General features: G+C 67.8%; 22 protein-coding genes. 3 read left to right on the forward strand and 19 right to left on the reverse strand.

Annotated elements, in window-relative coordinates; genetic code table 11:
• Positions 1-75: 75 nt before the first annotated feature.
• Entirely contained in the window at positions 76-2,556 is a 2,481-nt protein-coding gene (locus tag IB275_RS18745; RefSeq protein ID WP_192294871.1) for a TonB-dependent siderophore receptor, read from the forward strand.
• Positions 2,557-2,614: 58 nt separating this feature from the next.
• Here the strand turns inward: IB275_RS18745 and IB275_RS18750 are convergent, their stop codons facing one another.
• Both IB275_RS18750 and IB275_RS18755 read right to left on the reverse strand, forming a co-directional pair.
• Positions 2,615-3,259, reverse strand: a complete 645-nt coding sequence (locus IB275_RS18750) for a DUF998 domain-containing protein (protein ID WP_192295078.1) — start codon at positions 3,257-3,259, stop codon at positions 2,615-2,617.
• A 79-nt stretch (positions 3,260-3,338) separates the two neighbouring features.
• Complete coding sequence (locus IB275_RS18755) at positions 3,339-3,992, reverse strand: NADPH-dependent F420 reductase (protein WP_192294872.1); 654 nt, start codon at positions 3,990-3,992, stop codon at positions 3,339-3,341.
• 139 nt (positions 3,993-4,131) lie between these two features.
• Here IB275_RS18755 and IB275_RS18760 point away from each other — a divergent pair, with 139 nt between their 5' ends.
• On the forward strand, positions 4,132-5,031 hold the full coding sequence (locus IB275_RS18760) for a LysR family transcriptional regulator (protein ID WP_192294873.1): 900 nt from the start codon (positions 4,132-4,134) through the stop codon (positions 5,029-5,031).
• A gap of 151 nt (positions 5,032-5,182) precedes the next feature.
• Positions 5,183-5,833 (forward strand): HAD family hydrolase, encoded by a 651-nt coding sequence (locus tag IB275_RS18765; RefSeq protein ID WP_192294874.1) that lies wholly within the window; start codon positions 5,183-5,185, stop codon positions 5,831-5,833.
• 79 nt (positions 5,834-5,912) lie between these two features.
• Here IB275_RS18765 and IB275_RS18770 read toward each other — a convergent pair whose 3' ends face one another.
• From IB275_RS18770 to IB275_RS18850, 17 genes are all read right to left on the reverse strand, one after another.
• Positions 5,913-6,575: a VIT1/CCC1 transporter family protein gene (locus IB275_RS18770; RefSeq protein WP_192294875.1), complete on the reverse strand. Its 663-nt coding sequence runs from the start codon at positions 6,573-6,575 to the stop codon at positions 5,913-5,915.
• Positions 6,576-6,674: 99 nt separating this feature from the next.
• Positions 6,675-7,019, reverse strand: a complete 345-nt coding sequence (locus tag IB275_RS18775; RefSeq protein WP_192294876.1) for a cupin domain-containing protein — start codon at positions 7,017-7,019, stop codon at positions 6,675-6,677.
• Positions 7,020-7,104: 85 nt separating this feature from the next.
• A complete protein-coding gene (locus tag IB275_RS18780) occupies positions 7,105-7,905 on the reverse strand; it encodes a cyclase family protein (RefSeq protein ID WP_081518472.1) in 801 nt (266 codons plus the stop codon).
• Positions 7,902-8,885 carry an NAD-dependent epimerase/dehydratase family protein gene (locus IB275_RS18785; RefSeq protein WP_192294877.1) on the reverse strand — a complete coding sequence of 328 codons (984 nt, stop codon included), beginning with the start codon at positions 8,883-8,885 and terminating at the stop codon, positions 7,902-7,904. The genes IB275_RS18780 and IB275_RS18785 overlap by 4 nt, the downstream gene beginning before the upstream one ends.
• On the reverse strand, positions 8,876-9,868 hold the full coding sequence (locus IB275_RS18790) for a fumarylacetoacetate hydrolase family protein (protein WP_192294878.1): 993 nt from the start codon (positions 9,866-9,868) through the stop codon (positions 8,876-8,878). The genes IB275_RS18785 and IB275_RS18790 overlap by 10 nt, the downstream gene beginning before the upstream one ends.
• Positions 9,865-10,437 (reverse strand): cupin domain-containing protein, encoded by a 573-nt coding sequence (locus IB275_RS18795; protein ID WP_192294879.1) that lies wholly within the window; start codon positions 10,435-10,437, stop codon positions 9,865-9,867. Before IB275_RS18795 ends, IB275_RS18790 begins: the two co-directional genes overlap by 4 nt.
• 11 nt (positions 10,438-10,448) lie before the next feature.
• On the reverse strand, positions 10,449-11,222 hold the full coding sequence (locus tag IB275_RS18800; RefSeq protein WP_192294880.1) for an SDR family NAD(P)-dependent oxidoreductase: 774 nt from the start codon (positions 11,220-11,222) through the stop codon (positions 10,449-10,451).
• Positions 11,219-12,283 (reverse strand): Rieske 2Fe-2S domain-containing protein, encoded by a 1,065-nt coding sequence (locus tag IB275_RS18805; RefSeq protein ID WP_192294881.1) that lies wholly within the window; start codon positions 12,281-12,283, stop codon positions 11,219-11,221. The genes IB275_RS18800 and IB275_RS18805 overlap by 4 nt, the downstream gene beginning before the upstream one ends.
• Positions 12,284-12,293: 10 nt before the next feature.
• A complete protein-coding gene (locus IB275_RS18810; RefSeq protein WP_192294882.1) occupies positions 12,294-13,247 on the reverse strand; it encodes a PDR/VanB family oxidoreductase in 954 nt (317 codons plus the stop codon).
• Positions 13,240-14,304, reverse strand: a complete 1,065-nt coding sequence (locus IB275_RS18815; protein ID WP_192295079.1) for a Rieske 2Fe-2S domain-containing protein — start codon at positions 14,302-14,304, stop codon at positions 13,240-13,242. The genes IB275_RS18810 and IB275_RS18815 overlap by 8 nt, the downstream gene beginning before the upstream one ends.
• Positions 14,305-14,332: 28 nt before the next feature.
• On the reverse strand, positions 14,333-15,517 hold the full coding sequence (locus IB275_RS18820; protein ID WP_192294883.1) for an MFS transporter: 1,185 nt from the start codon (positions 15,515-15,517) through the stop codon (positions 14,333-14,335).
• A gap of 119 nt (positions 15,518-15,636) precedes the next feature.
• Positions 15,637-18,123, reverse strand: coding sequence for an efflux RND transporter permease subunit (locus tag IB275_RS18825; protein WP_192294884.1), 2,487 nt, complete (start codon positions 18,121-18,123; stop codon positions 15,637-15,639).
• A 3-nt stretch (positions 18,124-18,126) separates the two neighbouring features.
• Positions 18,127-19,188: a WD40/YVTN/BNR-like repeat-containing protein gene (locus IB275_RS18830; protein ID WP_192294885.1), complete on the reverse strand. Its 1,062-nt coding sequence runs from the start codon at positions 19,186-19,188 to the stop codon at positions 18,127-18,129.
• Positions 19,189-19,314: 126 nt separating this feature from the next.
• The gene (locus IB275_RS18835; RefSeq protein WP_192294886.1) at positions 19,315-20,682 is read right to left on the reverse strand and encodes a DUF1329 domain-containing protein; all 1,368 of its coding nucleotides are present in this window, start codon (positions 20,680-20,682) and stop codon (positions 19,315-19,317) included.
• A 14-nt stretch (positions 20,683-20,696) separates the two neighbouring features.
• Complete coding sequence (locus tag IB275_RS18840; protein WP_192294887.1) at positions 20,697-22,367, reverse strand: DUF1302 domain-containing protein; 1,671 nt, start codon at positions 22,365-22,367, stop codon at positions 20,697-20,699.
• 99 nt (positions 22,368-22,466) lie between these two features.
• On the reverse strand, positions 22,467-23,591 hold the full coding sequence (locus IB275_RS18845) for an FAD-dependent oxidoreductase (RefSeq protein ID WP_151187601.1): 1,125 nt from the start codon (positions 23,589-23,591) through the stop codon (positions 22,467-22,469).
• Positions 23,592-23,731: 140 nt separating this feature from the next.
• On the reverse strand, positions 23,732-24,079 hold the full coding sequence (locus tag IB275_RS18850; protein ID WP_138214667.1) for a Rieske (2Fe-2S) protein: 348 nt from the start codon (positions 24,077-24,079) through the stop codon (positions 23,732-23,734).
• Between the last annotated feature and the right edge of the window lie 3 nt (positions 24,080-24,082).

The raw sequence follows: 24,082 nt of genomic DNA on the forward strand, positions 1-24,082 counted from the left end.
GTGCACTTTCTTCGTCCCTGGTTCGGCTACTCCGGCATCAGTGACCCACTTGGTCACCACCACCGGGGAGAGACCATGCTGTATCCGTTCGTTCGCCACCGGCTTGCCATTCACGTGCAGGCTGCCCTCTTCAGTGTCGCCGTCGTCGGCGTACCCGTCGCTCAGGGCGCAGAGCCCTCAGAGTCCGCAGCGTCCAGCGCAGCGCAGAGCATCCGGCAGTACGACATCGCCGCCGGGTCGCTGACCGAGGTGCTCAGCCGCTTCGCCAGCGAAGCCGGGGTCGCGCTCTCGTTCGATGCCAGCAGGACCGCGCATCTGCAGTCGGCCGGCCTGCACGGCAGCTATTCGCGGGAGGCCGGGTTCGCCGCCCTCCTCTCCGGCACCGGGCTGCGAGCAGTGGACCAGGGCGGCAGCTATGTGCTGGAGGAAGTTCCGACCGCGCTGGCGATGAGCGACACGATCATCACCGGCCAGGGCCTGGGGCCGACAACGGAAGACTCCGGTTCCTACACCTCCAACGAAGCCACCATCGGCAAATCCACCCAGCGCCTGAAGGACATTCCGCAGTCGGTCACCGTCATCACCCGCAAGGCGATGGACGACCAGCGCCTCGACACCCTGGACCAGGTGCTGGAGAAAACCACCGGCATCACCACCTACCAGAGCCCGTCCGGCGGCAAGTACATCTACTCGCGCGGCTTCGAAGTGGAAACCATCCAGTACGACGGCGTCCCCCTCGACCGCCGCTACTACGCCATCGGCAGCAGCTTCACCTCCGACACGCTGCTCTACGACCGCGTGGAAGTCCTGCGTGGCGCCAACGGCCTGCTACAGGGCAGCGGCAACCCCGGCGCGGCGATCAACCTCGTGCGCAAGCGCCCGAAGGCCGAGCCGTCGCTCTCGCTGACCGCCAGCGCAGGCTCCTGGGACACCTACCGGCAGACCATCGATGGCAGCGCCCCGCTCACCGCCGACGGCAGGCTGCGTGGTCGGGTAGTAGCAGGCCATGAGGACCGGGACTACTTCTACGACACCGCGGACAGCCGCAAGAACGTGCTCTACGGCATTCTCGAGTACGACCTGACCGACGATACCCGAGTGGCCGCCGGGGCCAGTGTGGAAGACCTGCACTCGACACCGTCCTTCGGCGGCCTGCCGCGCAACAAGGACGGCAGCGCGGTGCATGCGGGGCGTTCCACCTTTACCGGTGCGGACTGGAACAAATGGAACAACAAGCAGACCACCTACTTCGCCGATGTCACCCATGACTTCAACGATGACTGGCGCCTGAATGCCTCGGGCAGCTACATTCGCGAAACCAACGACATCCTCTACAGCTTCGGTCGTGGCGCGGTCGACCCGGCCACCGGCGACGGCATGCAGTCGCGCGCCTACCTCTACGACTTCGAGAACATCAACAAGGGCGCCGACATCAACCTCGCCGGCAAGTGGCGTGCCTTCGACCTGGAGCACCAGGTGGTGGTCGGCGCCAACGCCAGCGACCTGAAGACCGACGACCTGCAGGGCGGTTTGCTCAACCTGGGGCCGATCAACATCTACGACCCGGTCTCCCCGCGCGAGCCGACCGAGGAAGAGATGCTCAGCACCACCTACGCCGGCACCTCCAAAGGTCACATCCGCCAGAACGGCCTCTACGGCGTGGTTCGCTACAAGCTGGCCGAGCCGCTGACCCTGGTCCTGGGCGGGCGCACCAGCAACTACCAGTACGACTACGAACTCACCCGCTTCACCACCTCCTCCCCCGCCCCGGCGCATTCGAAGGAAACCGGCGAGTTCACTCCCTACGGCGGCCTGATCTACGAGCTGAACAACCAGTGGTCGGTCTACGCCAGCTACACCGACATCTTCAAGCCGCAGACCGAGCTGACCCAGGACAGCGCTCCGCTCAAGCCCATCGAAGGCTCCAACTACGAGCTGGGCCTGAAAGGCGAGCTGATGGATGGGCGGGTGAACACCAGCTTCGCGATCTTCCGCGTGGACCAGGAGAATCGCGCGCAGTACGACTACGCCTCGGAGTGCGGGCAGAACGGCGAAGACAACTGCTACGTGGCCGGCGGCAAGGTTCGCGCCGAGGGCTTCGACGCAGAGATCAGCGGCGAAATGCTGCGGGACCTGCAGCTGTTCGCCGGCTACACCTACACCTCGACCAAGTTCCTCAACGATCCGGGCGACGGCACCTCGTCCTCCGGCTCCACCTTCAACAGCTACACGCCGCGTCACCTGCTGCGCTTCTGGGCCGATTACAAGCTGCCGGGCGAACTGAACCAGTGGACCGCCGGCGCGGGCGCCAGCATCCAGAGCGAGAACTACAACACCAACTTCGGCGGCACCGGTGGCCTCGGCGATATCAAGCAATCCGGCTACGCCATCTGGAACGCGCGCCTGGGCTACCAGATCAACAAGAACCTCAGCGTCGCCCTGAACGGCAACAACCTGTTCGACAAGAAGTACTACTCCTCCATCGGCTGGCTGAACGCGAGCAACCAGTACGGTGACCCGCGCAACTACACCGTCACCCTGAAGGCTGACTTCTGAGCGGATGTCGCAGCGGCAATCCCCCCGACGATGCACGTCAGGGGGATTGCCCCTCCCCTCACGCCTCGCTCACCAGCGCTCGTGACTCATCGCAAAGAGCAACCCACGCCAGGCCGGCGACCCAGATCACGGAAACGGCGTAATTGAGCCGCTGATACAGCCCGAACCCATGCCCGTTGGCGAAGGCACTCGCCATCATCACCACCGTCGCGACAGCCAGCACCACGCAGAGCCCCGAGAACCCGCCGAACTCCGGTGACGACAGCAGTCGCTTGCCCAGGAACGCCCACAACGCGCTGGCCAGCGTCAGCGAGAGGAACATCACCAGTCCCGCCAGGTTGTGGATCTGCTGGGACGTCGAAGGCTGCGCCGGCGCACAGCCCTGGTCGCAGGAGAAGTAGCCGGTCGCGAAGCTGGCCAGCCCGTGCAGCGCTATCAACGCGGCGCCGAGCAACGCCAGGCGGGAGCTGGCGAACCTTCGCGCGACCCCCACGGCGAAAAACACGAACAACACCCCCAGCGGGAAGTTGTTCACCCATGCGGAGTAGCCTTGCGTGGGCGCGCCCGCCGCCCCCAGCTGACTCATCGCCTGGTCGAGGTGGCTGAAGCCGGGGTAGCCCAGTGAGGTCAGCGCCACCCCCACGAAAAGCCAGAATGGAATCAGCAGCCCCAGGCGCAAAAGATTCCGGTCAATGGTTGTCACGCGATGGCACTCCCTTGTCATGTTGGCGATCGATCCCGCCTCTTGCGATGCAACCGCCTGCCGGCGGCGCATGCCTTGTTCAATCACGCCAGCTGCCTTCAACCTGGTCCGGGCCGTCGTCGGCCAGTGCGGCGCGCAGGCCAACGCTGTTCAGGCGTCTGCAGTAAGCCGGGCGGGCGCGCTCGAACCGCCGTCCTTCAACCAGGGCGCCGGCATCGACCACGTCGTAGCCCAGGCGCTCATGCAGCTCGCTGACCGCCTGCTTGGCCTGCAGGTCGTCGCCGGCCATGGGTAGAGCCCGACGATCGGCGGCACCGGCCGGGCGGGCATCGGCGACCAGATCACGCTCGAGGATGGCGTTGAACGCCTTGACCACCCTGGCGCCAACCAGGTGCTGCGCCAGCAGCTCGCTGGTGGTGGTTTGTCGAGCATCCAGCGCGGCGAGTTGGCCGTCGCGCTGCGGGTAGTAATTGCCGGCATCCAGCACGACCTTGCCGACGAAGGCTTCCACCGGCAATTCAGGGTAGCGGCCGAAGGGAATCGCCAGCAGCACCAGCTCGCCGAAGCTCGCCGCCTGCTCCACGGTGCCAACCTCGCAGCCCAGGGAAGCCGCGGTGCTGGCCAGCGTGTGCGGCCCGCGTGAATTGCTGAGCATGACCTCGCAACCGTTCTTCCCGGCAAGTGCCGCCATGGCGCGGCCAATGAACCCCGCCCCGATGATTCCGATACGCATCGCCTGACTCCTTTGCTTGCAGTGCAGTGGGAACCGGCCCGCGCTTGCCAGCCAGACCGGAAGCCAGGATGCTATTTGAAATCAGACAGCTGAAATATCGGCCTTCATTTGGAAGTGTCGAAACCACAGGTAGCGAATCATGGATCGACTGCAAAGCATGGCGGTGTTCGTCAGGGCCGCCGACAGCGGCTCGTTCTCCGCCGCCGGGGCGGCGCTGGGCATGTCCTCCCAGATGGCGGGCAAGCATGTCAGCGCGCTGGAGGAGCGCCTGGGCGTCAAACTGCTCAACCGCACCACCCGCCGGCAGAGCCTGACCGAGATCGGCCAGCACTACTATGAAAGCTGCAAGCGTGTGCTGGCCGAAGCAGAAGCGGCGGATGCGCTGGCCCTGGATCATCTCGCGGTCCCCCGGGGACGATTGCGGATCAGCGCCCCGGTCACCTATGGCACCTACTGCCTGATGCCGCTGCTGGGCCGCTATCTGCGCCAGCACCCGGACGTGAAGATCGAGTTGTCGCTCAATGATCGTCTGGTGGACCTGATCGACGAGAGCTTCGAAGCGGTGATCCGCATCGGCCCGCTGGACGACTCCAGCCTGGTCGCGCGGCCATTGGCGGCCTATCGGCTGATTGCCTGCGCGGCGCCCGCCTACCTCGCCGAGCATGGCACTCCGCAGACGCCCGACGATCTCGAAGGGCACCACTGCCTGGGACTTACCGCATGGCCTGCATCGGTATCCGGGGGATGGCAGATGCTGGGGGGTGAGAGCCTGCAGCTGCTGGCCCAGAGCAGCCGCCTTCAGGTCAACGACGCCCGCGCGCAGCGCGCCGCCGCGTGCGATGGCCTGGGCATCATCCTCGGCGCCGAGATGATGCTCGCCGAGGACCTCCGGCAGGGCCGCCTGGTGCAGCTGTTCCCCGACCTTCAGGCACCGGCGCGGCAGGTCCATCTGCTCTACGCCAGCGACCGCCGCATGCCGCCGAAGCTGCGCCGTTTCGTCGACCAGGTAGTCGCCGAACTGGGAGCCAGGCCGGCCTGAAGCGGACGCTCGCGCCGTCGCAAGGATAACGGCGGAGCTGACGGTCAGGCTGTACCGCCGCGGGAGCGGTCAGGCAATGGTTGACGCGAGCACTGCGTTCGATAAGGTCAGGGGCAGACCCACCATTCGCGAATGAGCAGCAGCTCGGGAGATGCAGCCAGTGCAGAACGACAGCACCAGCGTGGACACAGTGGTTTTCGATCTTGGCGGCGTGCTGGTCGATTGGAATCCGCGCTACCTCTACCGAAAGGTCTTCGATGGCGACGAAGAGGCGATGGAGACTTTCCTCGCTCATGTCTGCAACCAGGCCTGGAACGAACGCCAGGACCGCGGGCGGCCCTGGGCCGAAGCGATCGCCGAGGCCATCGCGCTGCACCCTGCGCACGAGCCGCATATCCGGGCCTACCGTGAGCGTTGGGACGAGATGCTCGGCGGTGCCCTGGAAGACACCGTGCAGGTCCTCGATGAACTCCACCAGAGCGGCGTACGCTTACTGGCGCTGACCAACTGGTCGGCGGAGACCTTTCCGGTGGCCGAAGAACGTTTCGAGTTCCTCGGCAAGTTCGAAGCGGTACTGGTCTCCGGCCAGGAAGGTTGGATGAAACCCGAACCGGAGATCTTCCAGCTGCTGATCCGGCGCTATGGTCTTGCGCCGTCCCGCACGTTGTTCATCGATGACGTCCGCAAGAATGTGGAGGCGGCGCAGGCCCTGGGCCTGCAGGCCATCCAGTTCGCCAGCGCACGGCAATTGCGCAACGACCTGAAAGCCTTCGGCCTTCCGATCGCCCCCTCGGAGCAGTGAGCCACCAGCGCTCACGCAGGACGCAGGTACAAGCGGCTGCTGGGCGCTTCACCCGACCGGGGTTCAACCTGGACCGGGCTCAACCACCCAGCGCAATGATGGCGAACAGCAGCGCCGTACCCACTACCGCCAATGCAATCCCACCCGCCCAGGGCGAACCGCCGGAATAGCGGGCGAGCATCCAGCCGGAGATGAACAGCATCACCAGCGCCACCGCATTGGAAGCGCGGATGGCCGGGCCGGTCTGGTCGATCAGCAGGAAGGGGATGACCAGCGGGAAGGTCGCCAGCACCACCAGCAGGAAGGTTGCTAGAGCGCCCTTGATGTCTGCCCAGCCGATCCGCGCCTCGATGGGCGTGCCGGCGCTGCCCAGCAGCCGCAGGCGCAGCACTTCCAACCCTTCCGCACCCGCCGCCGTGGCGATGCGCGGTGGCAGTTCGGCGGCGATGAGGCTCTGCCCGGCCCGCGGCTCGGTACCGCCCTGCAGGCGCTCCAGCAGCGTGCGGCTGCGAGTGCGTTCGGTCCAGGTGCGCATCAGGAAGATCACGGCATCGGCCAGGCCCCAGGCGAGGTTGCAGCCCAGCGCGGCGATCAGCATGGTCCGCACCTCCTCCCGCCCCGAGGTCGCCACGCTCAGCGAGCCGATGAAGGTCATGGCCATCAGCAGGCCGAAAATCACTTCGGTGATACGGTCGATCGGTTCCAGCACCCGCTGCCAGGTGCCCTTCTCGGCTTTGTCCATCGCCTCCCTCCTGATCGGCGAGCACGGCTCGTCGTCCCTCGTTCATGCCATTGACTGAGCGCTTGCAAGTGGTGATCGAAGCAACGCGTCCGGCCGGGACTAACCCAGCCAGACGATGTCGACCGAAATCTCCACGGCGGTCACGCTGCCGCGGTTCTCCAGCCAGTGCGTGGTGGTGTGGTCCTCGGGCCAGCCGACGCCCGGTCCGTAGTCGGTGGCGATTCCGTCGCGATGGTCGGTGATGGTGCCCTGCAGGATGAACACCGTGCCGGGGCGGTCCACGTGGTCATGCAACGGCCCGAAGACGCCGCCGGGCGCGATGGTCACCCGGCGCATCCGCAATTGCCGGCCGGCCATGCCCTCGATCTCCGGGCCGAGGTCGACCGAGGACAACAGCTCCACCGTCACGCCCCGGGTCTCGGGGGCCACCTCTTGGCTGTTCATCGCGCGCGCCTCGCTGAACGACAGGTTCTCTGTGCCAGTAAAGACGTTGCATGGCGCCGCTCTAAGCGAGGCGACAAAGGGTCGTTCAGCCCACGGCTGGCAGGGGCTCCAGGATCGCCACGGCGCGCACGAAACCGGCGGAGGCGTGGCGGATCTTGTAGGGGAAGCAGCTGACCAGGAAGCCGTGGTCAGGCAGTTGCTCGAGGTTGGCGAGTTTCTCCATCTGCCCGTAGCCGATGTCGCGCCCGGCCTTGTGGCCTTCCCAGATGATCGACGCGTCACCCGAGGCGGCGAAGCGCTCGCGGGTGTACTTGAATGGCGCGTCCCAGCTCCAGGCATCAGTGCCCACCACCCGCACGCCGCGCTCCAGAAGGTAAAGCGTTGCCTCGCGGCCCATGCCGACGCCGGCTTCGAGGTAGCCCGGCTGGCCGAACAGGCTGCCGGCGCGGGTGTTCACCAGCACGATGTCCAGCGGCTGCAGAGCATGGCCGATGCGCGCCAGTTCGGCCTCGACCTCGGCGGCAGTCACCACATGGCCGTCCGGGAAGTGACGGAAGTCCAGCTTCACGCCCGGCTGCAGGCACCACTCCAGCGGCAGCTCGTCGATGCCGAAAGCCGGTTTGCCACCGTCGGTGGTGGACGCGTAGTGCCACGGCGCGTCCATGTGGGTGCCGCTGTGGGTGGTGATCTGCAGGCGCTCCGCCGCCCAGGACTCGTCGCCGGGCAGGTCTTCCTTGCGCAGGCCGGGGAACATCGCGGCCATTTCCGGCCAGCCCTGCTGGTGGTCCATGTAGTCGATCTTCGGCAGCAAGGGCGGCGGGTCGGTGTAGGGGTTGTTGTCCAGGGTCACGGACAGGTCCAGCAGGCGGCGTTGGTTCAGGCTCATGCGGAAATTCCTTTGCGGGCGGCGGCGCGGCTGCGACGCGGCGGAAGGTCGAGGGCGTTGCGCAGCAGGCCGGCCACCGTGCCGTCGTGGCAGAAGCCCAGCTCGCGGGCCTGCGGTGTGCGCAGTGGCGGATAGGCGCCGAACAGCGCCTCCAGTTGCGGATCGGGTTCGAAGGCGATGCGCTCGCAGCTGGCCTCGCCAAAACAGGCGGCAAGCCCGGCAAGCACCTGGGCGATGGACAGCTGCAGCACCGGCAGCTGCCATACCCGCTGGCTGCCGGGCTCCCTGAGTTCGGCGGCGTGCAGCAGGTTGTCCACGCAGCAGCGGGCCGACATCCACCAGGCGCTGGCCTGCGGCGACACCGGGCAGGTGTAGCTGTCCCCCGCCGCACAGGCGTGCAGCAGGTCGCTCATGAAGGCCGAGCGCAGCCCGTTGGGCTCGCGCGGCCGGGCGACTATGCCGGGCAGGCGCAGCGCGCGCCCGTCGACTTCGCCGCGACGGGACAGGTCCTGCAGGGCAATCTCCACCATGCGCTTGTGCGCCGCGTAGGACAGCTGCGGCGCCGCCGGCTGTTCCTCGTCCATCCGCGCCGGCAGCTCGCCGCCGTAGACCGCCACGCTGCTGGCATACACCAGCACCGGCGGCCGCGCGGGATTGCGCAGCTGGTGCAGCAGCTCCAGGCTGGCCTGCAGATTGACCTGGTAACCCAGTTCGTACTGCGCTTCGGCGGCACCGCCGGGCACGCTCACCAGGTGGAACACCACGTCGACACCATCGGCCAGCACACGGCGCAGCAAGGCCGGATCGGTGACGCTGCCGTAATGCCGGCGCAGGCGCGAATCGTCAGGCAGGCCGTCGAGTTTCTGGTCCAGCAACAGCAAGGCTCCGATCCGCCTGCCGCGCAGCTCGCCCACTTCCAGCAGGCGACGCACCAGCAGGCGGCCGACGAAGCCATTGGCCCCGCTGACCATCACGCGCATGGCCAGCCCCCTTGCACCACGCGCTGGTCGATGGCGCCGAAGAGCACCTCGCCTTCGCTGCCGCACGCTTCCATGCGCACACGGTCGCCGAAGTGCATGAAGGCGGTACGCGGTGCCCCGTGGGCGATGGTTTCGATGGCGCGGCGCTCGGCGATGCAGGCCGAGCCTACCGAGCGATCGGCGTTGGACACGGTGCCCGAACCGATCAGCGTGCCGGCGCTCAGGCGCCGCGTCAGGGCGGCATGGGCGATCAGCTCATGGAAGCCGAAGTGCATGGCGCCGCCATGGGGATGGCCGAACCATTCGCCGTTCCATTCCACCTTCAACGGCAGATGCACGCGGCCGTCGCGCCAAGAATGGCCCAGCTCGTCCGGGGTCACTGCCACCGGGGCGAAGCTGGATGCCGGCTTGGCCTGGAGGAAGCCGAAGCCGGTCTTCATCTCGCGAGGCGCCAGCGCGCGCAGGCTGACATCGTTGAGCTGCAGCACCAGGCGCACATGCTGCAACGCCTGCTCCGCCGGACAGCCCATGGGCACCGCGCCGAGCAGCACGGCGAACTCGCCTTCGAAGTCGATGCCGTGGGCTTCGCTGGGCAGCGGGATATCCGCGCGGGGACCGAGGAAGTCGTCGCCAGCACCCTGGTAGATCAGCGGAATGCGCTCGACGCCTTCGATAGGTTCCAGGTTGAAGGCCTTCTGCATCAGCTCGCCGTGGCTGAGGAAGCAGGAGCCGTCCAGCCATTGCCAGGCGCGTGGCAGCGGCGCGGCGAGTTGCGCCGGGTCGAGGTCGAAGGCGCCGGCGACGGCGTTGGCGTTGAGCCGCTGGTACAGCCTCTGCAGGTCGGACTCCAGCAGCTCCCAGTTGTCCAGAGCGGCCTGCAGGGTGGCGGCGATACCGCTGGCATCCACCGCCCGCGTCAGGTCGCGGGAGACTACCAGCAGGCGGCCATCGCGGCTGCCGTCGTCGAGGGTGGCGAACTTCATGGCAGCAGCTCCTTCAAGTCAGCCGCGTAACGGCCATCGAGAAGAATGAAGACCATCCGCGCCATCGCTTCGGTGCGATTGCTCCAAGCGTGATTAGTGCCGCGCTGCACCACGATGTCACCGCGCTTGAGGTGCACCTCGCCGTCATCCAGCACCAGCCAGACCTCACCTTCGGTGACGATGCCGTAGTCCAGGGTCTGGGTGCGGTGCATCAGCTTGTGCTTCGAGTCGGCCTTGCCGGTGCCGGCATGGGATTCGCCGATTTCGGCGAAGACCGCTGCGGCGTCTTCGGCGCTGACCTGGTTCTGCACGCTGTCCGGCGGGATATCCACCACGCGGATGACGCTGCCCAGCGGCCCGGGGCTGAGCTGCAGCGGCTGCGCGGTGGGGTCGTCGCCGTTGTCCAGCGGCGCGGGACTGCCGAGGCTGTTCCACACCTCGTAGAACAGGGTCCCGGGCACCGCCTTGAGCGGGAAGTTGTTCGGCGTCGGGCCGCAGCTGGCGACCACCGCCTGGCCCTGGGCATCGTGGCCGGTGACCACACGTTTGAAGGTGGGAAGCTGTTGCATGCTGTCTCCTTTCAATTGCCGTCACCGATGGTCGTGCCACCGTCGACGATGAGATTCTGTCCGCTGATGAAGGCGCCACCCGGGGCGGCCAGCAGCAGTGCCAGGGCCGCCACTTCCTCGGGCCGGCCGACCCGGCGCAGCGGCGTGAGCGCCAGGCGGCGCTGCAGGACGTCGGGGTTGTCGGTGAGCGGACGGGCGAATTCGGTGTGAATCACGCCGGGGCTGATGGCGTTGACGCGGATGTTCGCCGGGCCCCACTCCACCGCCAGGTTGCGCGCCAGCTGCGCCAGCCCGGCCTTGGACAACCCGTAAAGGCCCAGGCTCTTGTTGCCGCGCACGCCGGCGATGCTGGCCATCAGCACCACGCTGCCGCCGCCACCGTCGGCCATGGCCGGGAGCAAGGCGCTGGTCAGCCACAGCGCGCTGCGCAGGTTGACGGTGAAGGTCAGCTCCCAGTCGGCATCGCTGGCCGTGCCGAGCGGCCCCAGGTGCGGCGCGACGCCGGCATTACAGACCAGCGCATCGAGCTGGCCGAGATGTTCCAGAGCCCGCTGCGCCAGTGCCTGCACGGCATGAGCGTCACGCAGGTCGGCGGGTACGGCGATCACGTCGATGCCCTCCTCCGCCAGCGACTGCAACGCTCGCGCACAGTCCTCGGCACTCTCACTGCTGATCACCAGACGCGCGCCGGCAAGGCCGTATTCACGGGCGACGGCCAGGCCGATGCCGCGAGTGGCGCCGGTGACCAGAGCAGTCTTGCCGGCCAGGGAAAACAGCGAGCTCATGCCTGGCCCGCCAGCAGACTGGCAATGATTCGCCGGGCGCGGTTGGCGCCGGCATCGACATGGATGTCGACCATAGGCCGTTCGCCGAAGCGCAGCAGGTTAGCGTACTGCGCCTCGATCACCTGCTTGTCCTCGTCGAAGGTCAGGCGCGTCTGCTCCAGCACCCGGCTCAGGTTCTCTTCCGGGTCGGCCTGGGGATTGGTCGCCTGGGTCCAGAAGTAGTGACAGGTCTCTTTCGTCTCCGGGGTAACGCCATGGAAGCCGCGCAGGTGGAAGCCACCCCGCTCGGGCGTATCGATGGGCTCGCTGCCGGCATCCACCGCGCCGGTCCAGATGCACAGGTGCGACGGCTGGAATTCGATCTCCTGCCAGCGGTCGATGCGCCCCGTGAACGGGTAGGCGTCGCGGTAGGTGGGTGGCGGCTCGGAGTCGAGCATGTGGCGCACCACCCGTACCGACTGCTCATCGCCGCTGACCTGCATCTGCGCGTTCATGTGGATGCGCGCGTTGCCGCCGATGGTACGCAGGTGCACGTAGCCCAGGTGGCTGAGGTCGAGCAGATTGTCGTGGATGAGCTGCCAAGGCGCCGCGTAGTGGTAGACGTCACCGCCGAAACGGTACTGGCCGCTGTCGTGGTGCGGGTAGGCCGGTGGTTCCCGGTCGGGGGCGCCGCTGCCATGCCAGAGCCAGAGAATCTGGTCACGCTCGCGCAGGACGAAGGCCTTCACCAGCGCCTTGCCGGGCACCTTGGCCTGGCCGGGAATCTCCAGGCAGCGGCCATCGGCGCCGAACAGCAGGCCGTGGTAACCGCAGCGCAGACCGTCCTGCTCGAGGGTGCCGAGTGACAACGGTAACGCTCGGTGGCAGCAACGGTCCTCCAGTGCGGCGACACTGCCGTCGGCTGTGCGGAACAGCACCAGCGGCTGCCCGAGCAGCGTGCGCGCCAGGGGCTTGTCGGCGAGCTCCCAGGCGAAGCCGGCGACGTACCAGCGGTCCTGCGGGAAATCGGGCTGGCCGGTGGGCGCAGCGGGGTCGAAAGTGGCGATGGGGCTGGGAATCATCGGTGGCTCCTCAGAGATCGAGTACCAGGCGCGGGCTCTTCGAGCGCGAGCAGCAGGGTGTGAACTGGTCGTTGCGGGCGTGTTCGGCATCGGTCATGAACAGGTCGCGGTGCTCCGGCTCGCCGGCCAGCACGCGGGTCACGCAGGTGCCGCAGATGCCCTGCTCGCAGGACAACGGGATGTCCACGCCGCACTCCAGCAGTACGTCGGCGACGCTGCGCTCAGGAGGAATCAGGAAGCACTGCCCACTGCTCGCCAGTTGCACCTCGAAGCTACCGCTGGCGGCCTCGGGCTCGGGCGCCGCCGCGAAGTACTCCCGGTGCAGGCGCGACTCGTCCCAGCCGGCCTGGCGCGCACTGTCCAGCACATGGGCCATGAAACCGCCGGGCCCGCAGACGTAGAGGTGTGTGCCGTCCGCCGGCGCTGCCAGCAGGCGCGCAGCATCCAGGCGCTGCCCGGCGGGGCCGTCGTCAAAATGCAGCTGCACCTGGTCGGCGAAGCTCGACCGGCTCAGGCGCTCGAGGAACGCCGCGCGGTCGGCCGAGCGGCAGCAGTAGTGCAGCTCGAAAGCGGCGCCGCTCTGCGCGAGTCGTTCGGCCATGCAGAGGATCGGCGTGATGCCGATGCCGCCGGCGAACAGCAGGCTGCGGCCGGCTTCATGGGCCAGCGGAAAGAGGTTGCGCGGTTCGCTGATGCGCAGCCGCGTGCCCTCTTCCACCGCCTCGTGCAGGCAGCGCGAACCACCGCGTGAGGCCGGGTCGAGAAGCACCCCGATCTGGTAGCGGTCGTGCTCGCGCGGGTCGTTGCACAGCGAGTACTGGCGCACCAGCCCGTTGGGCAGGTGCACGTCGATATGCGAACCGGCGCTGAACGGCGGCAGGCTGGCGCCGTCCAGCGAGCGCAGCTCGAAGCCGAGGATGTCCTGCGCCTCGTGCTGGCGGCGGCTGACGCGGACCTCAAGCATGGCCGGCCTCCTTCGCTACTTCGGCAGCCGTGCGCTCTTCGGCGATCAGCCGGTCGAGCACGCGACGGGCACGGATCGCACCGGCATCGCCGACCAGCAGCACCGGCTTGAGCGACCAGAACTCGGCGTCGCCCATCATTTCCTGTTGCGCTTCGAGCATCGGCAGGTCTTCGGTGGCGAATGGCCGGCGAATCGCCTCGACCTGTTCGCGGGCCAGTTGCTCGCCCATCGGGCCCATGGCTTTGGGGAAGCACATGGCAAACCAGTAGTGGGTGGTCTTGCCGGTTTCCGGCGTGAACAGGTGCGGGATCGGGGTGTTCACCCCTTCGCTGCGCGGCCGCCCGGTGGGCACCGCGCCGGCGTACAGCAGCATGTTGGCGGGGGCGTCCCAGCGCACATCGATCCAGCGGTCCACCGGGGTGCCGTGGGGGATGTTCATCGCCTGGTAGAGGAAGTCCGGCATGATCTCGGCCACGGTCTGGCGGTTCGACCAGACGCTGTCGCCCTCCTGCTCGACGCTGGTGATCGCGCTCTTCACACCTTCGCCGCCGAGGGTCGCGGGGTGCAGGAACTCGACGTGGCTGAGGTCCATGATGTTGTCGGTTTCCAGCACGTAGTTGGCCTTGGCATGCAGGTAGCCCTTGCCGACGAACCAGTGCCCGGCGTCCATGCAGCTGAAGTCGGGAATACGCTGCGGATCGGCCAGCGCCGGCTCGCCCATCCAGATCCACAGCAGGCTGTGGCGCTCCACCAGGGGATAGGCCCTGACCTTGGCCGCCCGGGGGATGACACCGTCGCCGTGGGGGTTGTGGGTGCAGGCCCCGCTGCTGTCGAAGCGCAGGCCGTGGTAGGCGCACTGCACCTCGTCGCCCTTCAGGCAACCCATGTGCAGCGGTGCGAAGCGATGCGGGCAGCGGTTGCCGATGGCCCGGGCGATGCCCTGGCTGTCGCGATAGAGCAGCACGGGCTCGTCCAGCAGGGTGCGCGGGAACAGTTGCCCGGCCTCGACCTCGGTGTCCCAGGCAGCGGCGTACCAGGTGTTGCGCAAGTAGCTCACGGTCATGTCCTCGTTCTTGTTGTCGTGATCAGGCCAGTGCCTGAGCCTTGATCTGCCGCCCCAGCAGCACCAGGCACAGCGGAGCCAGTGCAAGCTGGGCCAGCGCCACCAGCAGCAGCGCATGCGGCAGCTGGGTGGCGATGCCGCCGGTGAGCGCCAGCACCAGCAACGGGCTGACGAATTCGCCGGCGAAGATCGACGCGGTGAAGCCACCGGTGGCGCGACCGCGCTGGTCGAAGCCGACCTGCTGCATCACCTGGGTGATCAGCGTCGGCAGCAGCAGGCCCACGCCCAACCCGTTCAACAGCACGGCGAGGACCACGGGAGCATGGCTGGACGACAGCGCCATCAGCCAGCCTCCCAGGCCCGCCGTAGCGAAGCCCAGCGCCAGCAGGCGACGCGCCGGCAACCCGGCGAGCAGACGGAAGGTCAGCGCACCGGCCAGCACGCCGAGCTGGTTGGCGCCCATGGTCAGGCCGATCTGCTGCGGGCCGTCGACGTGCAGCAGTTGCAGCAGGTAGCCCGCCTGCACCGGCACGATGAACAGGCTGACGCCGGCCAGCCCGGTGAGCAGGTACAGCGGCGCCAGCGCCGCCCAGGGGAATCGCGAGGCGCTGGTTGGCGCATGCTCGACGCGGTGTGCCTGCGGCTCCCAGAGCAAGGCGGCCATCAGCGGCAGGCACAGCACGCCCACGGCATAGAGCACGAACGGGGTGCGCCAGCTGCTCTCCCCCAGCGCGCCGCCCAGGCCCATGAACAGCGCGGCGGACAGCGAGGTGGCAACCATCTGCAGGGCGAACAGGCGCTCACGGCGCTGGCCGTCGAAGTAGTCGCCCATCAGCGTGGTGCAGCAGGTCATGATCCCGGCTTCCGCCAGGCCGATGCCGGCGCGGCTGGCGACGATCAGGCCGAGCGAATCCAGCCACAGCGGCAGCACGCCGCAGAGGCTGTACAGCAGCATGCTGGCGAGCAGCAGGGAGCGCCGTCCCACGCGGTCGGCCAGCACCCCGGCCAGCGGCGCGAGGAAGGCGATTACCAGCGCCGGCAGGGTCAGCGCCACCGGCACCAGCACGGCGGCGCCGGGAGTCTCGGCAAAGTGCGCCTGCATGCGTGGCAGCACCGGCGCGATGAGCACCGCGCCAAGCACCGGCAGGCAGCTGCCGAACAGCAGCAACAGCGCTTGCGCGCCACCCGCGCGGCGATCAGCGCTCATGGGGCACCTCCACCAGCAGGCAATGGGTGGCGCCGTACTGGATCAGGCCGGCGCGCAGCTCGCGCCACAGGGTCTTCAGGCAGGGCATGGGGTCGTCCTCTTGTTTTCGTTGTGTGGACTCAGCGCGCCTGGCTGCAAGCCAGGGGCGTGGCGGCGTGCTGCTGGCAGCAGTCGCGGTCGTGGTGGACTTCCTGCAGGTGGTGCGCCGCCACGGTGGGTTGCGCCTCCACCCGTGCCTGGCGCTGCGGCAGGAGGAAATACGCCAGCGCCGGCAGCAGGATCAGCGCGCCGACCATGTTCCAGACGAACATGAAGGCCAGCAGCACGCCCATGTCGGCCTGGAACTTGATGGGCGAGAAGATCCAGGTGCCGACGCCGATGGCCAGGGTCACGCCGGTGAGCATCACCACCTTGCCGGTGAACAGCAGCGCGCGGTAATACGCCTCGGACAGGCTGGCGCCCTGGCGCAGCTGTGCCAGCACGATGCTCATGACGTAGAGCGCGTAGTCCACGCCGATGCCCACGCCCAGGGCGATCACCGGCAGGGTCGCGACCTTCACGCCGATGCCCAGCGCCACCATCAGCGCCTCGCAGAGGATCGAGGTGAGCACCAGCGGCAGCACTGCGCAAAGCACCGCGCGCCAGGAGCGGAAGGTCACCAGGCAGAGGAGGATCACCGCGCCGTAGACCCACCAGAGCATGTCGCGGTTGGCCTGTTTCACCACCTGGTTGGTGGCTGCTTCGATGCCGGCGCTGCCGGCAGCGAGGAGGAACTTCGCCTGCTCGCTGTCGTTGTCGTGGGCAAAGGCCTGCACGCTATCGACCACCCGCGCCAGGGTGTCGGCCTTGTGGTCGGTGAGGTAGGCGTAGAGCGTCAGCAGGCTGCAGTCGTCGTTGTACAGCCCGCGCGGGGCGTTGGCGGTGACCATGTTCAGGGTCGCCTGGTTGTTCACCAGCTCGTACCACTTCGGGCTACCCTCGGAGAGGCCGACCAGCACCCGGCGGTTGAGCAGCGCCAGCGAGTTGGTCGAATCCACGCCCGGCAGGCCGCGCAGTTGCCAGTCGAGGTCATCGACACGCTTGAGGGTGTCGTAGGCCGAGCAGGCGCCGGCCGGGGTCTGCACCATCACCGCGAAGACGTCGCTACTGGCGCCGTAGTGCCGGGTGACGAAGGCGTTGTCACGGTTGTAGCGCGAATCCGGGCGCAGCTCGGGAGCGCCGGCGTCGAGGTCGCCGACCTTCAGGTGCAGGCTCACGGCATAGCCGCCAGCGGCCATCAGCGCGGCCACGGCGATGCACGCGGCGGCCCAGCGGCGACGGGTGAACAGGTCGAGGAAGCGCCACATGGCGTGCTTGTCCGCCCCGCTCGCCTCGGCCTCCTCGGCGCGCAGGCTGCGCCGCGCTGCGCGGGCACTGACGCCCACGTAAGAGAGCAGCACCGGCAGCAGGATCAGGTTGGTGAAGATCAGCACCGCCACGCCCAGGCTGGCGATCACCGCCAGGTCCTGGATCACCTGGATACGGATGATCATCAGCACGGCGAAACCCACGGCGTCGCACAGCAGCGCGGTGAGCCCGGCGAGGAACAGCCGGCGGAAGGTGAAGCGCGCCGCCACCAGGCGATGCATGCCACGGCCGATGTCCTGCATGATGCCGTTCATCTTCTGCGCGCCGTGGCTCATGCCGATGGCGAACACCAGGAACGGCACCAGCACCGAGTATGGGTCCAGCTCGTAGCCCAGCAGCGGCAGCAGGCCGAGTTGCCAGACCACCGCGACCAGCGAGCAGATCACCACCAGCGCGGTGCTGCGCACGCAGCGGGTGTACCAATAGAGCACCGCGGCGGTGATGGCGATGGCGGCGGCGAAGAACAGCAGGATCTGCTTCAGGCCGTCGATCAGGTCGCCCACCACCTTGGCGAAGCCGGTGATGTGGATGTCCACGCCCTGCCCCTGGAAGCGCGCGCGCAGGCTTTCCAGCTCATGGGCGAAGGCCGTGTAGTCCAGCGCCTGACCGTCCGGGGTCTTCTCCAGCAGCGGCACGTAGACGATGCTCGAGCGCTGGTCGAAGGCCACCAGCTGGCCGATCTCGTTGGAGCGCTCGACGTTGCGCTTGAGTTCTTCGAGTTTGGCGACGCCACCATCGTAGCCGTCTGGAATCACCGGGCCGCCTTCCAGGCCGTCCTCGGTCACACCGGTCCAGCGGGTCGAGGGTGTCCACAGCGACTTCATCGCCGCACGGTCGACGCCGGGCAGCAGGTAAACCGCATCGTTGAGCTGCTGCAGGCTGTGCAGGTAGTCCTTGTCGTAGAGGCTGCCGCGCGGGTTGGCCACGGCGATGCGCACGGCGTTGCCCAACCCGGCCAGCTCCTGGCGGTGCTCCAGGTAGTTGTGAATGAACGGGTGCTCGCGCGGAATCATCTTCTCGAAGCTGGCGTTGAGCGTCAGGCGGGTGGCCTGCCAGCCCAGCAGCAGGGTCGCCGCCAGGCACAGCAGCAGGACCAGGGCGCGGTGGTTGAACAGCGCGCGCTCCAGCAGCGAGCCGGAAGCACTGTCGAAGTCGTCGAGGCGGCCGCTGGACGGCGCAGGGGAAGTCGTGGCGTGCATGGCTCAGTCCGCGCGAAGGGGTTGGGAAGAAGGCGCCAGGCGGCGCGCACCGGCCATGCCGACGGCGACGATGGCACCGTCGGCAGCGCTGGTGGCAGCGGTCAGCGGCAGGCCGTCGAAGACCGGCAGCGGCTGCGCGGCGAAGGCATCCAGGCCGCTGCGCAGCAGCATCCCGGCCTGGTTGGCGAGCAGCAGCTGGCCGCCAGTGACGCGGATGCCGTTGAGCGATGCGGGAATCGGATTGGCCAGCGGCTGGAAGCTTTCGCCGGCATCGTCGGAAGCCAACAGGGTGCCGCGCAGGCCGCCCACCAGCAGGCGCCCACCGGGCAGCACGGCGGCGGCGAAGTAGCTGCCGTCGTAGGGGCTTTGCAGGGCATCGAAGTGGGCGCCGTCATCGCGCGAACGCAGCAACAGGCCTTGCTCGCCAGCGACGTACAGGTCACTGCCGGCGCGTGCCAGGGCGTACAGGTGAAGACCGCGCTGGTTCGGCAGCCGGCCCATCTCGGACTGCCAGCTACGACCGCCATCGGCAGTGCTCAGCGCCACGCCGTAAGCGCCGACCACCAAACCGTGATGGGTATCAGCGAAGCTCAGCGCCAGCAGCGGTTTGTCGGCGCCGTCGGCCACCAACCTTTGCGCAGCGGCGACGCGCGCAGCGTCTCCGGAAGCCTCGGCGGCCTGCTGTTCCAGGACAGCACCACGCTTGCCGTCGAGTTGCAGGGTCCAGTGCTCGCCGCCATCCTCGCTGTGCAGCACCACGCCGGCGTGGCCGATGGCCCAGCCACTCTGCGCATCGATGAACTGTACGGCAGTCAGGCCGGCGCTCACCGGCACCGCCGTGGCCTGGCGCCAGGTAGTGCCGTTGTCGTCGGAGAGCAGCACCACGCCACGCTCCCCCACTGCCACCAGACGCTCGCCAGCGCGGGCCACATCCTGCAGCACCGCACGCAGGGCCTGCGGACCATGCACGGCGGGCTGCGCCAGGACATCCACGCTGCCACCGGCAAACGCCGCGGGCACCGCGCAACAGGCTGCCAGCAGCCAGGCGGAGAGACTCTTCTTCATCGCACGCAACCTTTCTTTTTTCTTGTAATCGGTACAGCCGGGATCGCGACGTAGCTCCCTGCAGGAGCGGGCGGTGCCCGCAATCGCGAGCTGGGCCCGCTCCTACAGGTGATCGACCTACCCCTCTTAACGCACGCCCTCACCGGCCATGGCGTCGGCGGTGAACACCGAGTCCTTGTAGGGCGGCACGATGCGGTACTGCTCGCTCTTGCCAGCGAACAGGTCGCCGGCGAACCAGGCCCCGGAGAGCAGGTCGTAGAAGCCGTTGGTGAGGGTCACCACGCCGGGCAGGTCGGGCATCACCACCGGCGAGGTCCAGACCACCTTGGCCAGCTGGTTGCGGGCGTCGTAGCGCTCGCCGAGCACGGCGGCCCAGGTGTCCTCGTCCAGGTAGTAGGTGCTCTTCGGCATCACATGGCGCTGGCCGTCCTTGAGCGTCGCTTCCACCACCCAGACACGGTGCAGTTCCCAGCGGATGGCGTCGGACTTCAGGTGGTGCGCATCGAGCATCGATTCGGCGCTGGCGGCGGTGAACACCTTGTTGGCGTTGTAGGGGATGTACATCTCCTTCTTGCCCACCAGCTTCCAGTCGAAGCGGTCGACGCGGCCATTGAACACGTACAGCTCGTCGAAGCTCATGACCCCGGCGGTGGCCGGCGTCGGTGTATCGCAGCAGGCGTTGGGCAGGCGGCGCACGCGGCGCTGGCCGGGCAGGTAGGTCCACACGGCAGCCTTGTCTGCGTTGAGGTTCTCAAGGCCGGTAATGGCCTCGCCGGCGCGCAGCGGCGGGCCGTCGTTGATCATGCGGATGGACCAGAACACGCCCTTCTCGCCGCTGCCGCCGGGCAGGTACCAGGGCATCTGGAAATCACCGCGCGAGTCGTTGGTCAGCACGTGCTTGCCGTCGGCGGTGGTCAGGTACTGGTTGAAGTTCGAGTGCCAGGAAGCCCCGCGCCAGCGCAGCAGGTGGTTCCAGATGGCCTCCACGCCGTTGCCCGGAATCGGGAACGGAATGCCCCCGGCGGCGCCTTCGGGCATCGGCCCGGCGGGGCCCTCCACCAGCTTGCCGCTGGTGGCATTGGCGAAGGTGGCGTCGTATACCGACTGCGGCGCGGCAGCGCTGCGGTGGGTCGGGTAGACCTCCAGGCGGTAGCTGTCCGGGTACTTCTTCAGCATCGCCTGGATGCCGGGGGTCAGCTTGTCGGCGTACTGCGCCATGTTCTGCGCGGTGATGGTCAGCTGCGGCTTTTCGCTGGCGAAGGGATCGCCACGCTTGCCGCCGTCCTTGTAGGCCGGGTCGACCTGGGTGTAGCCGCCGGTCCAGGCCGGGATGCTGCCGTCGGCGTTGCCGGCGCGCTCGCCGCCCAGCGGGGTCAGGGTGGTTTTCAGCTTGCCCGCCTCCTCGGTGGACACTGCGCCAAAGGCGCCATGGGCAAACAGCAGGGAGGCACTCAAAGCGGTGAGCAGGGAAACGACTTTCTTGTTGTGTTTCATCGGGCAGTCCTCGGTCAGAAGGTGCGGCTGACGGTGAAGGCGATGAAGTCGCGGTCTTTCAGCGACTGTTCGAAGGTGTAGTGGTTGTCGGCGTCGAGGAAGGTGTTCTCCGGGCCGTAGTAGTGCGTGTAGGTCAGGCCCAGGCTCCAGGTGTTGAGGTAGTTGCCCTTCAGGCCGATGTTCAGGTCGCCGCCATGGTCGGTGCCGAAGCCGGTGCCCAGCGCCTCGGAGGCGCCGTTGGTGTAGCTCGCGCCGATGGGCACCGAGAGGTCGAGGCCGGGGTAGATCTGCCGGTACATCGGTTCGAACACCAGGCGCAGGCTGGTGGCGTCGCGGTCGGCGTTGGGGTCGACCGCATCGGCGTTCTGGCTCACGCTCATCACCCGGTTCCAGGCGATCTCGCCGAGGAAGCTCGACTCGGCAGCGACGAAGTTCGGCTCCAGGCTCGCCAGCCAGGAGAAGTTGGCGTGCAAGGTACGGCCGGTGGCGTAGACCGGGTCGTCGTCGTTGTCGATCGCCTCGCCCACCGCCAGCGCATGCTGGCTGGTGGAGGCCAGCGGCTGGTTCCAGCGGGTGGACAGCTCGCCCGCCACGTTGAAGTTACCCAGGGTGGTAGAGAAGCTCGCCCCCAACGCCTCGATACCTTCGGGATAGACCCAGTAGAACTCGCCGGCCTTGCCGGTCACCGGGTTGAGGCTGGCGAAGTCCGGGCGCACGTTGAGCTGCGGGTTCTTGTCATGGAAGCGGATGGCGTAGACGCCCCAGTCCACCGTCTCGGTGCGCCAGCGCAACTGCACGCCGCCCTGCCCCGAGTCCTTGGCCTCCTTGTCGTTGCCACGGTAGAAGGCCAGCGGCTGGCCGCCGGGCATCACCGGCGCGCCGATGAACATGCGCTCGCCGCCGTCGCCGAAGAAGTCGTCGTTGGAGAAGTAGCTGCCGGCGGCGGGCAGGCGGTTGGCTTCCCACTCGAACTGGTAGTAGGCGCCCAGGGACACATCCGGGGTCAGCTGCAGCTGGCCGGAGACCTGCTGCACCGGGCGGATCAGTTCCTTGAACTGGGTATTGGGCACCGACAGGCCCTTGACCACGTCGATCGGCGCCATGCCGCCGGCGATGCCGTTCATGCCGTAGAACAGGCTCTCGCCCCACTGCATGGCGTAGCGGCCCAGGCGCCCGGAAACCGGCATCTCGCCGATCTCGGTCTTGCCGAAGACAAAGGCATCCAGCAGCTCGCCCTTGCGCCCGTGGAGGGTGCGGGTGTCGTCGGTGAACTCGTCGTAATCCACCGAGTAGCTGTTGGCGCGGCTTGGATCGTTGTTGTCGGTGCCGCGGTTGTAGACGTCGTCGTACCAGGCTGCGCCGCTGACCCGCGCACCGACGTTGCCATAGGTGATATCCAGCTCGGAGAGCAGGTCCAGGCGGTTGGAGATCAGGCCCTTGTCGAAGTTGCGGTCGCCATCGTCCAGGTTCAGCGCAGTCTGGCCTTCGGTGAGCTTGCTGCTGGCATCCTGGGTGCGCCAGGCGGCGCTGTACTTCAGGGTGTTGTCCCAGCGCGCCCGCAGGTCGGGGTTGCCGGTGTCGAATTCGAAGGCCTGGGCGTGGCTGGCGGCCAGCGCAAGGAGCGCCAGGGTGATGGGCTTGAGCGGCGGCAGCGGCCGCGCGGTTGCACGCGTGCGAGTCAACATCGGGGTTTCCTCTTTCTTGTTCTTGTGCGTCGGTGTTGGCGGTTGTGGGTGACCCGGGCCATGGCGCGCCATCTAGGCAGGGCGCGCCGGGCGGAGAGATCAGATGGGGCGCGCGGTGACCTCCAGCATCTGCTTGACCAGGCCGATGCGATCGAAGGACGGGTCGCGCTGGATCTCCTTCTCGCCGGCCAGCAGGGACATCTCGCTGATGAACCTGCAGCGTTCGAAGCGGCGGCCCATGAAGCGCTGCAGCTGGTCTTCCAGCTCGCCGCCAGCGGTCAGCTCCTCGGCCAGCACCACGGCATCCTCGATGGCCATGCCGGCGCCCTGGCCCAGGTGCGGCGTGGTGGCGTGGGCGGCGTCGCCGATCAGCAGCACGCGGCCGCGGTACCAGGGTTCATCGACGAACACGGCTTCCAGCGGCTTGTAGACGACCTCGCTGCTGTCGCCGATCTGCTCGCGCAGCTCGCCGATCAGCCCGCCAAAGCCGGCCAGGCGCTGGCGCAGGCCGTCAGCCAGGCTGGCCGGGTCCATCCAGGGATTGCCCGGCTCGTGGGAGGTGGTGAAGAGGTACATCAGGTCGTCGGCCAGCGGCACCAGGCCGGCGTTGCCCGACGGTCCCTGGTAGTTGGCCAGGTGATCGATGCCGGCGGCGCGGGGGAAGTTGTGGCGCCACACCGACTGGCCAGTGAAGCGCGGCTGGTACTTATCGCCAAAGAGCAGGCCGCGCACCCTGGAGAACAGACCGTCGGCCCCCACCACCAGCGCGTAGCGGCCCTGGCTGCCGTCGCTGAACAGCACATCGACGCCACTGGCGTCCTGTTCGAGGCTTTCCACCGAAGTGCCCAGGCGCACCTGGGTGCCCAGTTCGATGGCGGTCTCGCTCAGTACCTTGTGCAGCGCACGACGGGAGATGCCGACGTTGGCCGGGTACTGCGGGCCGGCCAGGCGCTGGCCGGGAATGCGCGCCAGCTGCTCGCCCTGCGTGGTGTAGATGGCCACGTCCTCGAAGGCGTAGGCCGCATCCAGGTAGGCGTCGAGCAGGCCAAGGCGGTGCATCTCGCGCACCACGTTGCTCTGCTGGATGATGCCGACGCCGTAGACCGTCCACTCGGTCTTCAGCTCGACCAGATCGACCGCGACTCCCTTGCGGCGCAGGGCGATGGCGGCGCACAGCCCGCCAATCCCGCCGCCCACGATCAGCACATTGCTCACAGTATTCATGGCATCTCTCACGTCTTGTTCTTGTTGTCCGCCACGTTCTGCGCGGCGGCCGTTCTGCGTGCCCGGGGCACAGCTTCCCGGCGGGGCCAGGCTTTGACTAATCGCGTCCGTGGATGCGACCTATCGCGCGGCGCGATACCTCAGGCGTCCAGTTGCGCCAGCGGCAATAGCAGCCAGCCGTCGGCCTCGCGGTGTTGCAGCGCCGGCAGCACTTCCCCGCGACAGGGGCCGTGCACGCAGGCGCCGTCCACCGGGCGGAAGCGCGCGCCGTGGGCGTAGCAGATGACCCACTGGCCATCGGCGCTGAGGAAGCGGTCCTTGCGGTACTCCAGCGGCACCGACAGGTGCGGGCAGAGGTTGCGGTACACGCGCACCTGACCTTGGTGACGGAGGGCGAACAGGCTGTCCGCGCCCCTGCCCTGCGGGTCGAAGCCGCGCGACTGCCCCTCGCCCAGCTCGTCGAGCCGGCACAGCGCCACGCAATCCACGGC

This window comes from Pseudomonas sp. PDM21, from assembly GCF_014852505.2.
GTDB lineage: Bacteria > Pseudomonadota > Gammaproteobacteria > Pseudomonadales > Pseudomonadaceae > Pseudomonas.

Excerpts from the sequence above, each read along its gene's own strand:
- IB275_RS18840 (WP_192294887.1), bottom strand. The coding sequence starts at position 22,367 with ATGTTGACTCGCACGCGTGCAACCGCGCGGCCGCTGCCGCCGCTCAAG.
- IB275_RS18790 (WP_192294878.1), bottom strand. The coding sequence starts at position 9,868 with ATGAAGTTCGCCACCCTCGACGACGGCAGCCGCGATGGCCGCCTGCTG.
- IB275_RS18825 (WP_192294884.1), bottom strand. The coding sequence starts at position 18,123 with ATGCACGCCACGACTTCCCCTGCGCCGTCCAGCGGCCGCCTCGACGAC.
- IB275_RS18770 (WP_192294875.1), bottom strand. The coding sequence starts at position 6,575 with ATGGACAAAGCCGAGAAGGGCACCTGGCAGCGGGTGCTGGAACCGATC.
- IB275_RS18805 (WP_192294881.1), bottom strand. The coding sequence starts at position 12,283 with ATGATTCCCAGCCCCATCGCCACTTTCGACCCCGCTGCGCCCACCGGC.
- IB275_RS18800 (WP_192294880.1), bottom strand. The coding sequence starts at position 11,222 with ATGAGCTCGCTGTTTTCCCTGGCCGGCAAGACTGCTCTGGTCACCGGC.
- IB275_RS18845 (WP_151187601.1), bottom strand. The coding sequence starts at position 23,591 with ATGAATACTGTGAGCAATGTGCTGATCGTGGGCGGCGGGATTGGCGGG.
- IB275_RS18780 (WP_081518472.1), bottom strand. The coding sequence starts at position 7,905 with ATGAGCCTGAACCAACGCCGCCTGCTGGACCTGTCCGTGACCCTGGAC.
- IB275_RS18820 (WP_192294883.1), bottom strand. The coding sequence starts at position 15,517 with ATGAGCGCTGATCGCCGCGCGGGTGGCGCGCAAGCGCTGTTGCTGCTG.
- IB275_RS18745 (WP_192294871.1), top strand. The coding sequence starts at position 76 with ATGCTGTATCCGTTCGTTCGCCACCGGCTTGCCATTCACGTGCAGGCT.
- IB275_RS18810 (WP_192294882.1), bottom strand. The coding sequence starts at position 13,247 with ATGCTTGAGGTCCGCGTCAGCCGCCGCCAGCACGAGGCGCAGGACATC.
- IB275_RS18830 (WP_192294885.1), bottom strand. The coding sequence starts at position 19,188 with ATGAAGAAGAGTCTCTCCGCCTGGCTGCTGGCAGCCTGTTGCGCGGTG.
- IB275_RS18775 (WP_192294876.1), bottom strand. The coding sequence starts at position 7,019 with ATGAACAGCCAAGAGGTGGCCCCCGAGACCCGGGGCGTGACGGTGGAG.
- IB275_RS18765 (WP_192294874.1), top strand. The coding sequence starts at position 5,183 with ATGCAGCCAGTGCAGAACGACAGCACCAGCGTGGACACAGTGGTTTTC.
- IB275_RS18760 (WP_192294873.1), top strand. The coding sequence starts at position 4,132 with ATGGATCGACTGCAAAGCATGGCGGTGTTCGTCAGGGCCGCCGACAGC.
- IB275_RS18785 (WP_192294877.1), bottom strand. The coding sequence starts at position 8,885 with ATGCGCGTGATGGTCAGCGGGGCCAATGGCTTCGTCGGCCGCCTGCTG.
- IB275_RS18835 (WP_192294886.1), bottom strand. The coding sequence starts at position 20,682 with ATGAAACACAACAAGAAAGTCGTTTCCCTGCTCACCGCTTTGAGTGCC.
- IB275_RS18795 (WP_192294879.1), bottom strand. The coding sequence starts at position 10,437 with ATGCAACAGCTTCCCACCTTCAAACGTGTGGTCACCGGCCACGATGCC.
- IB275_RS18755 (WP_192294872.1), bottom strand. The coding sequence starts at position 3,992 with ATGCGTATCGGAATCATCGGGGCGGGGTTCATTGGCCGCGCCATGGCG.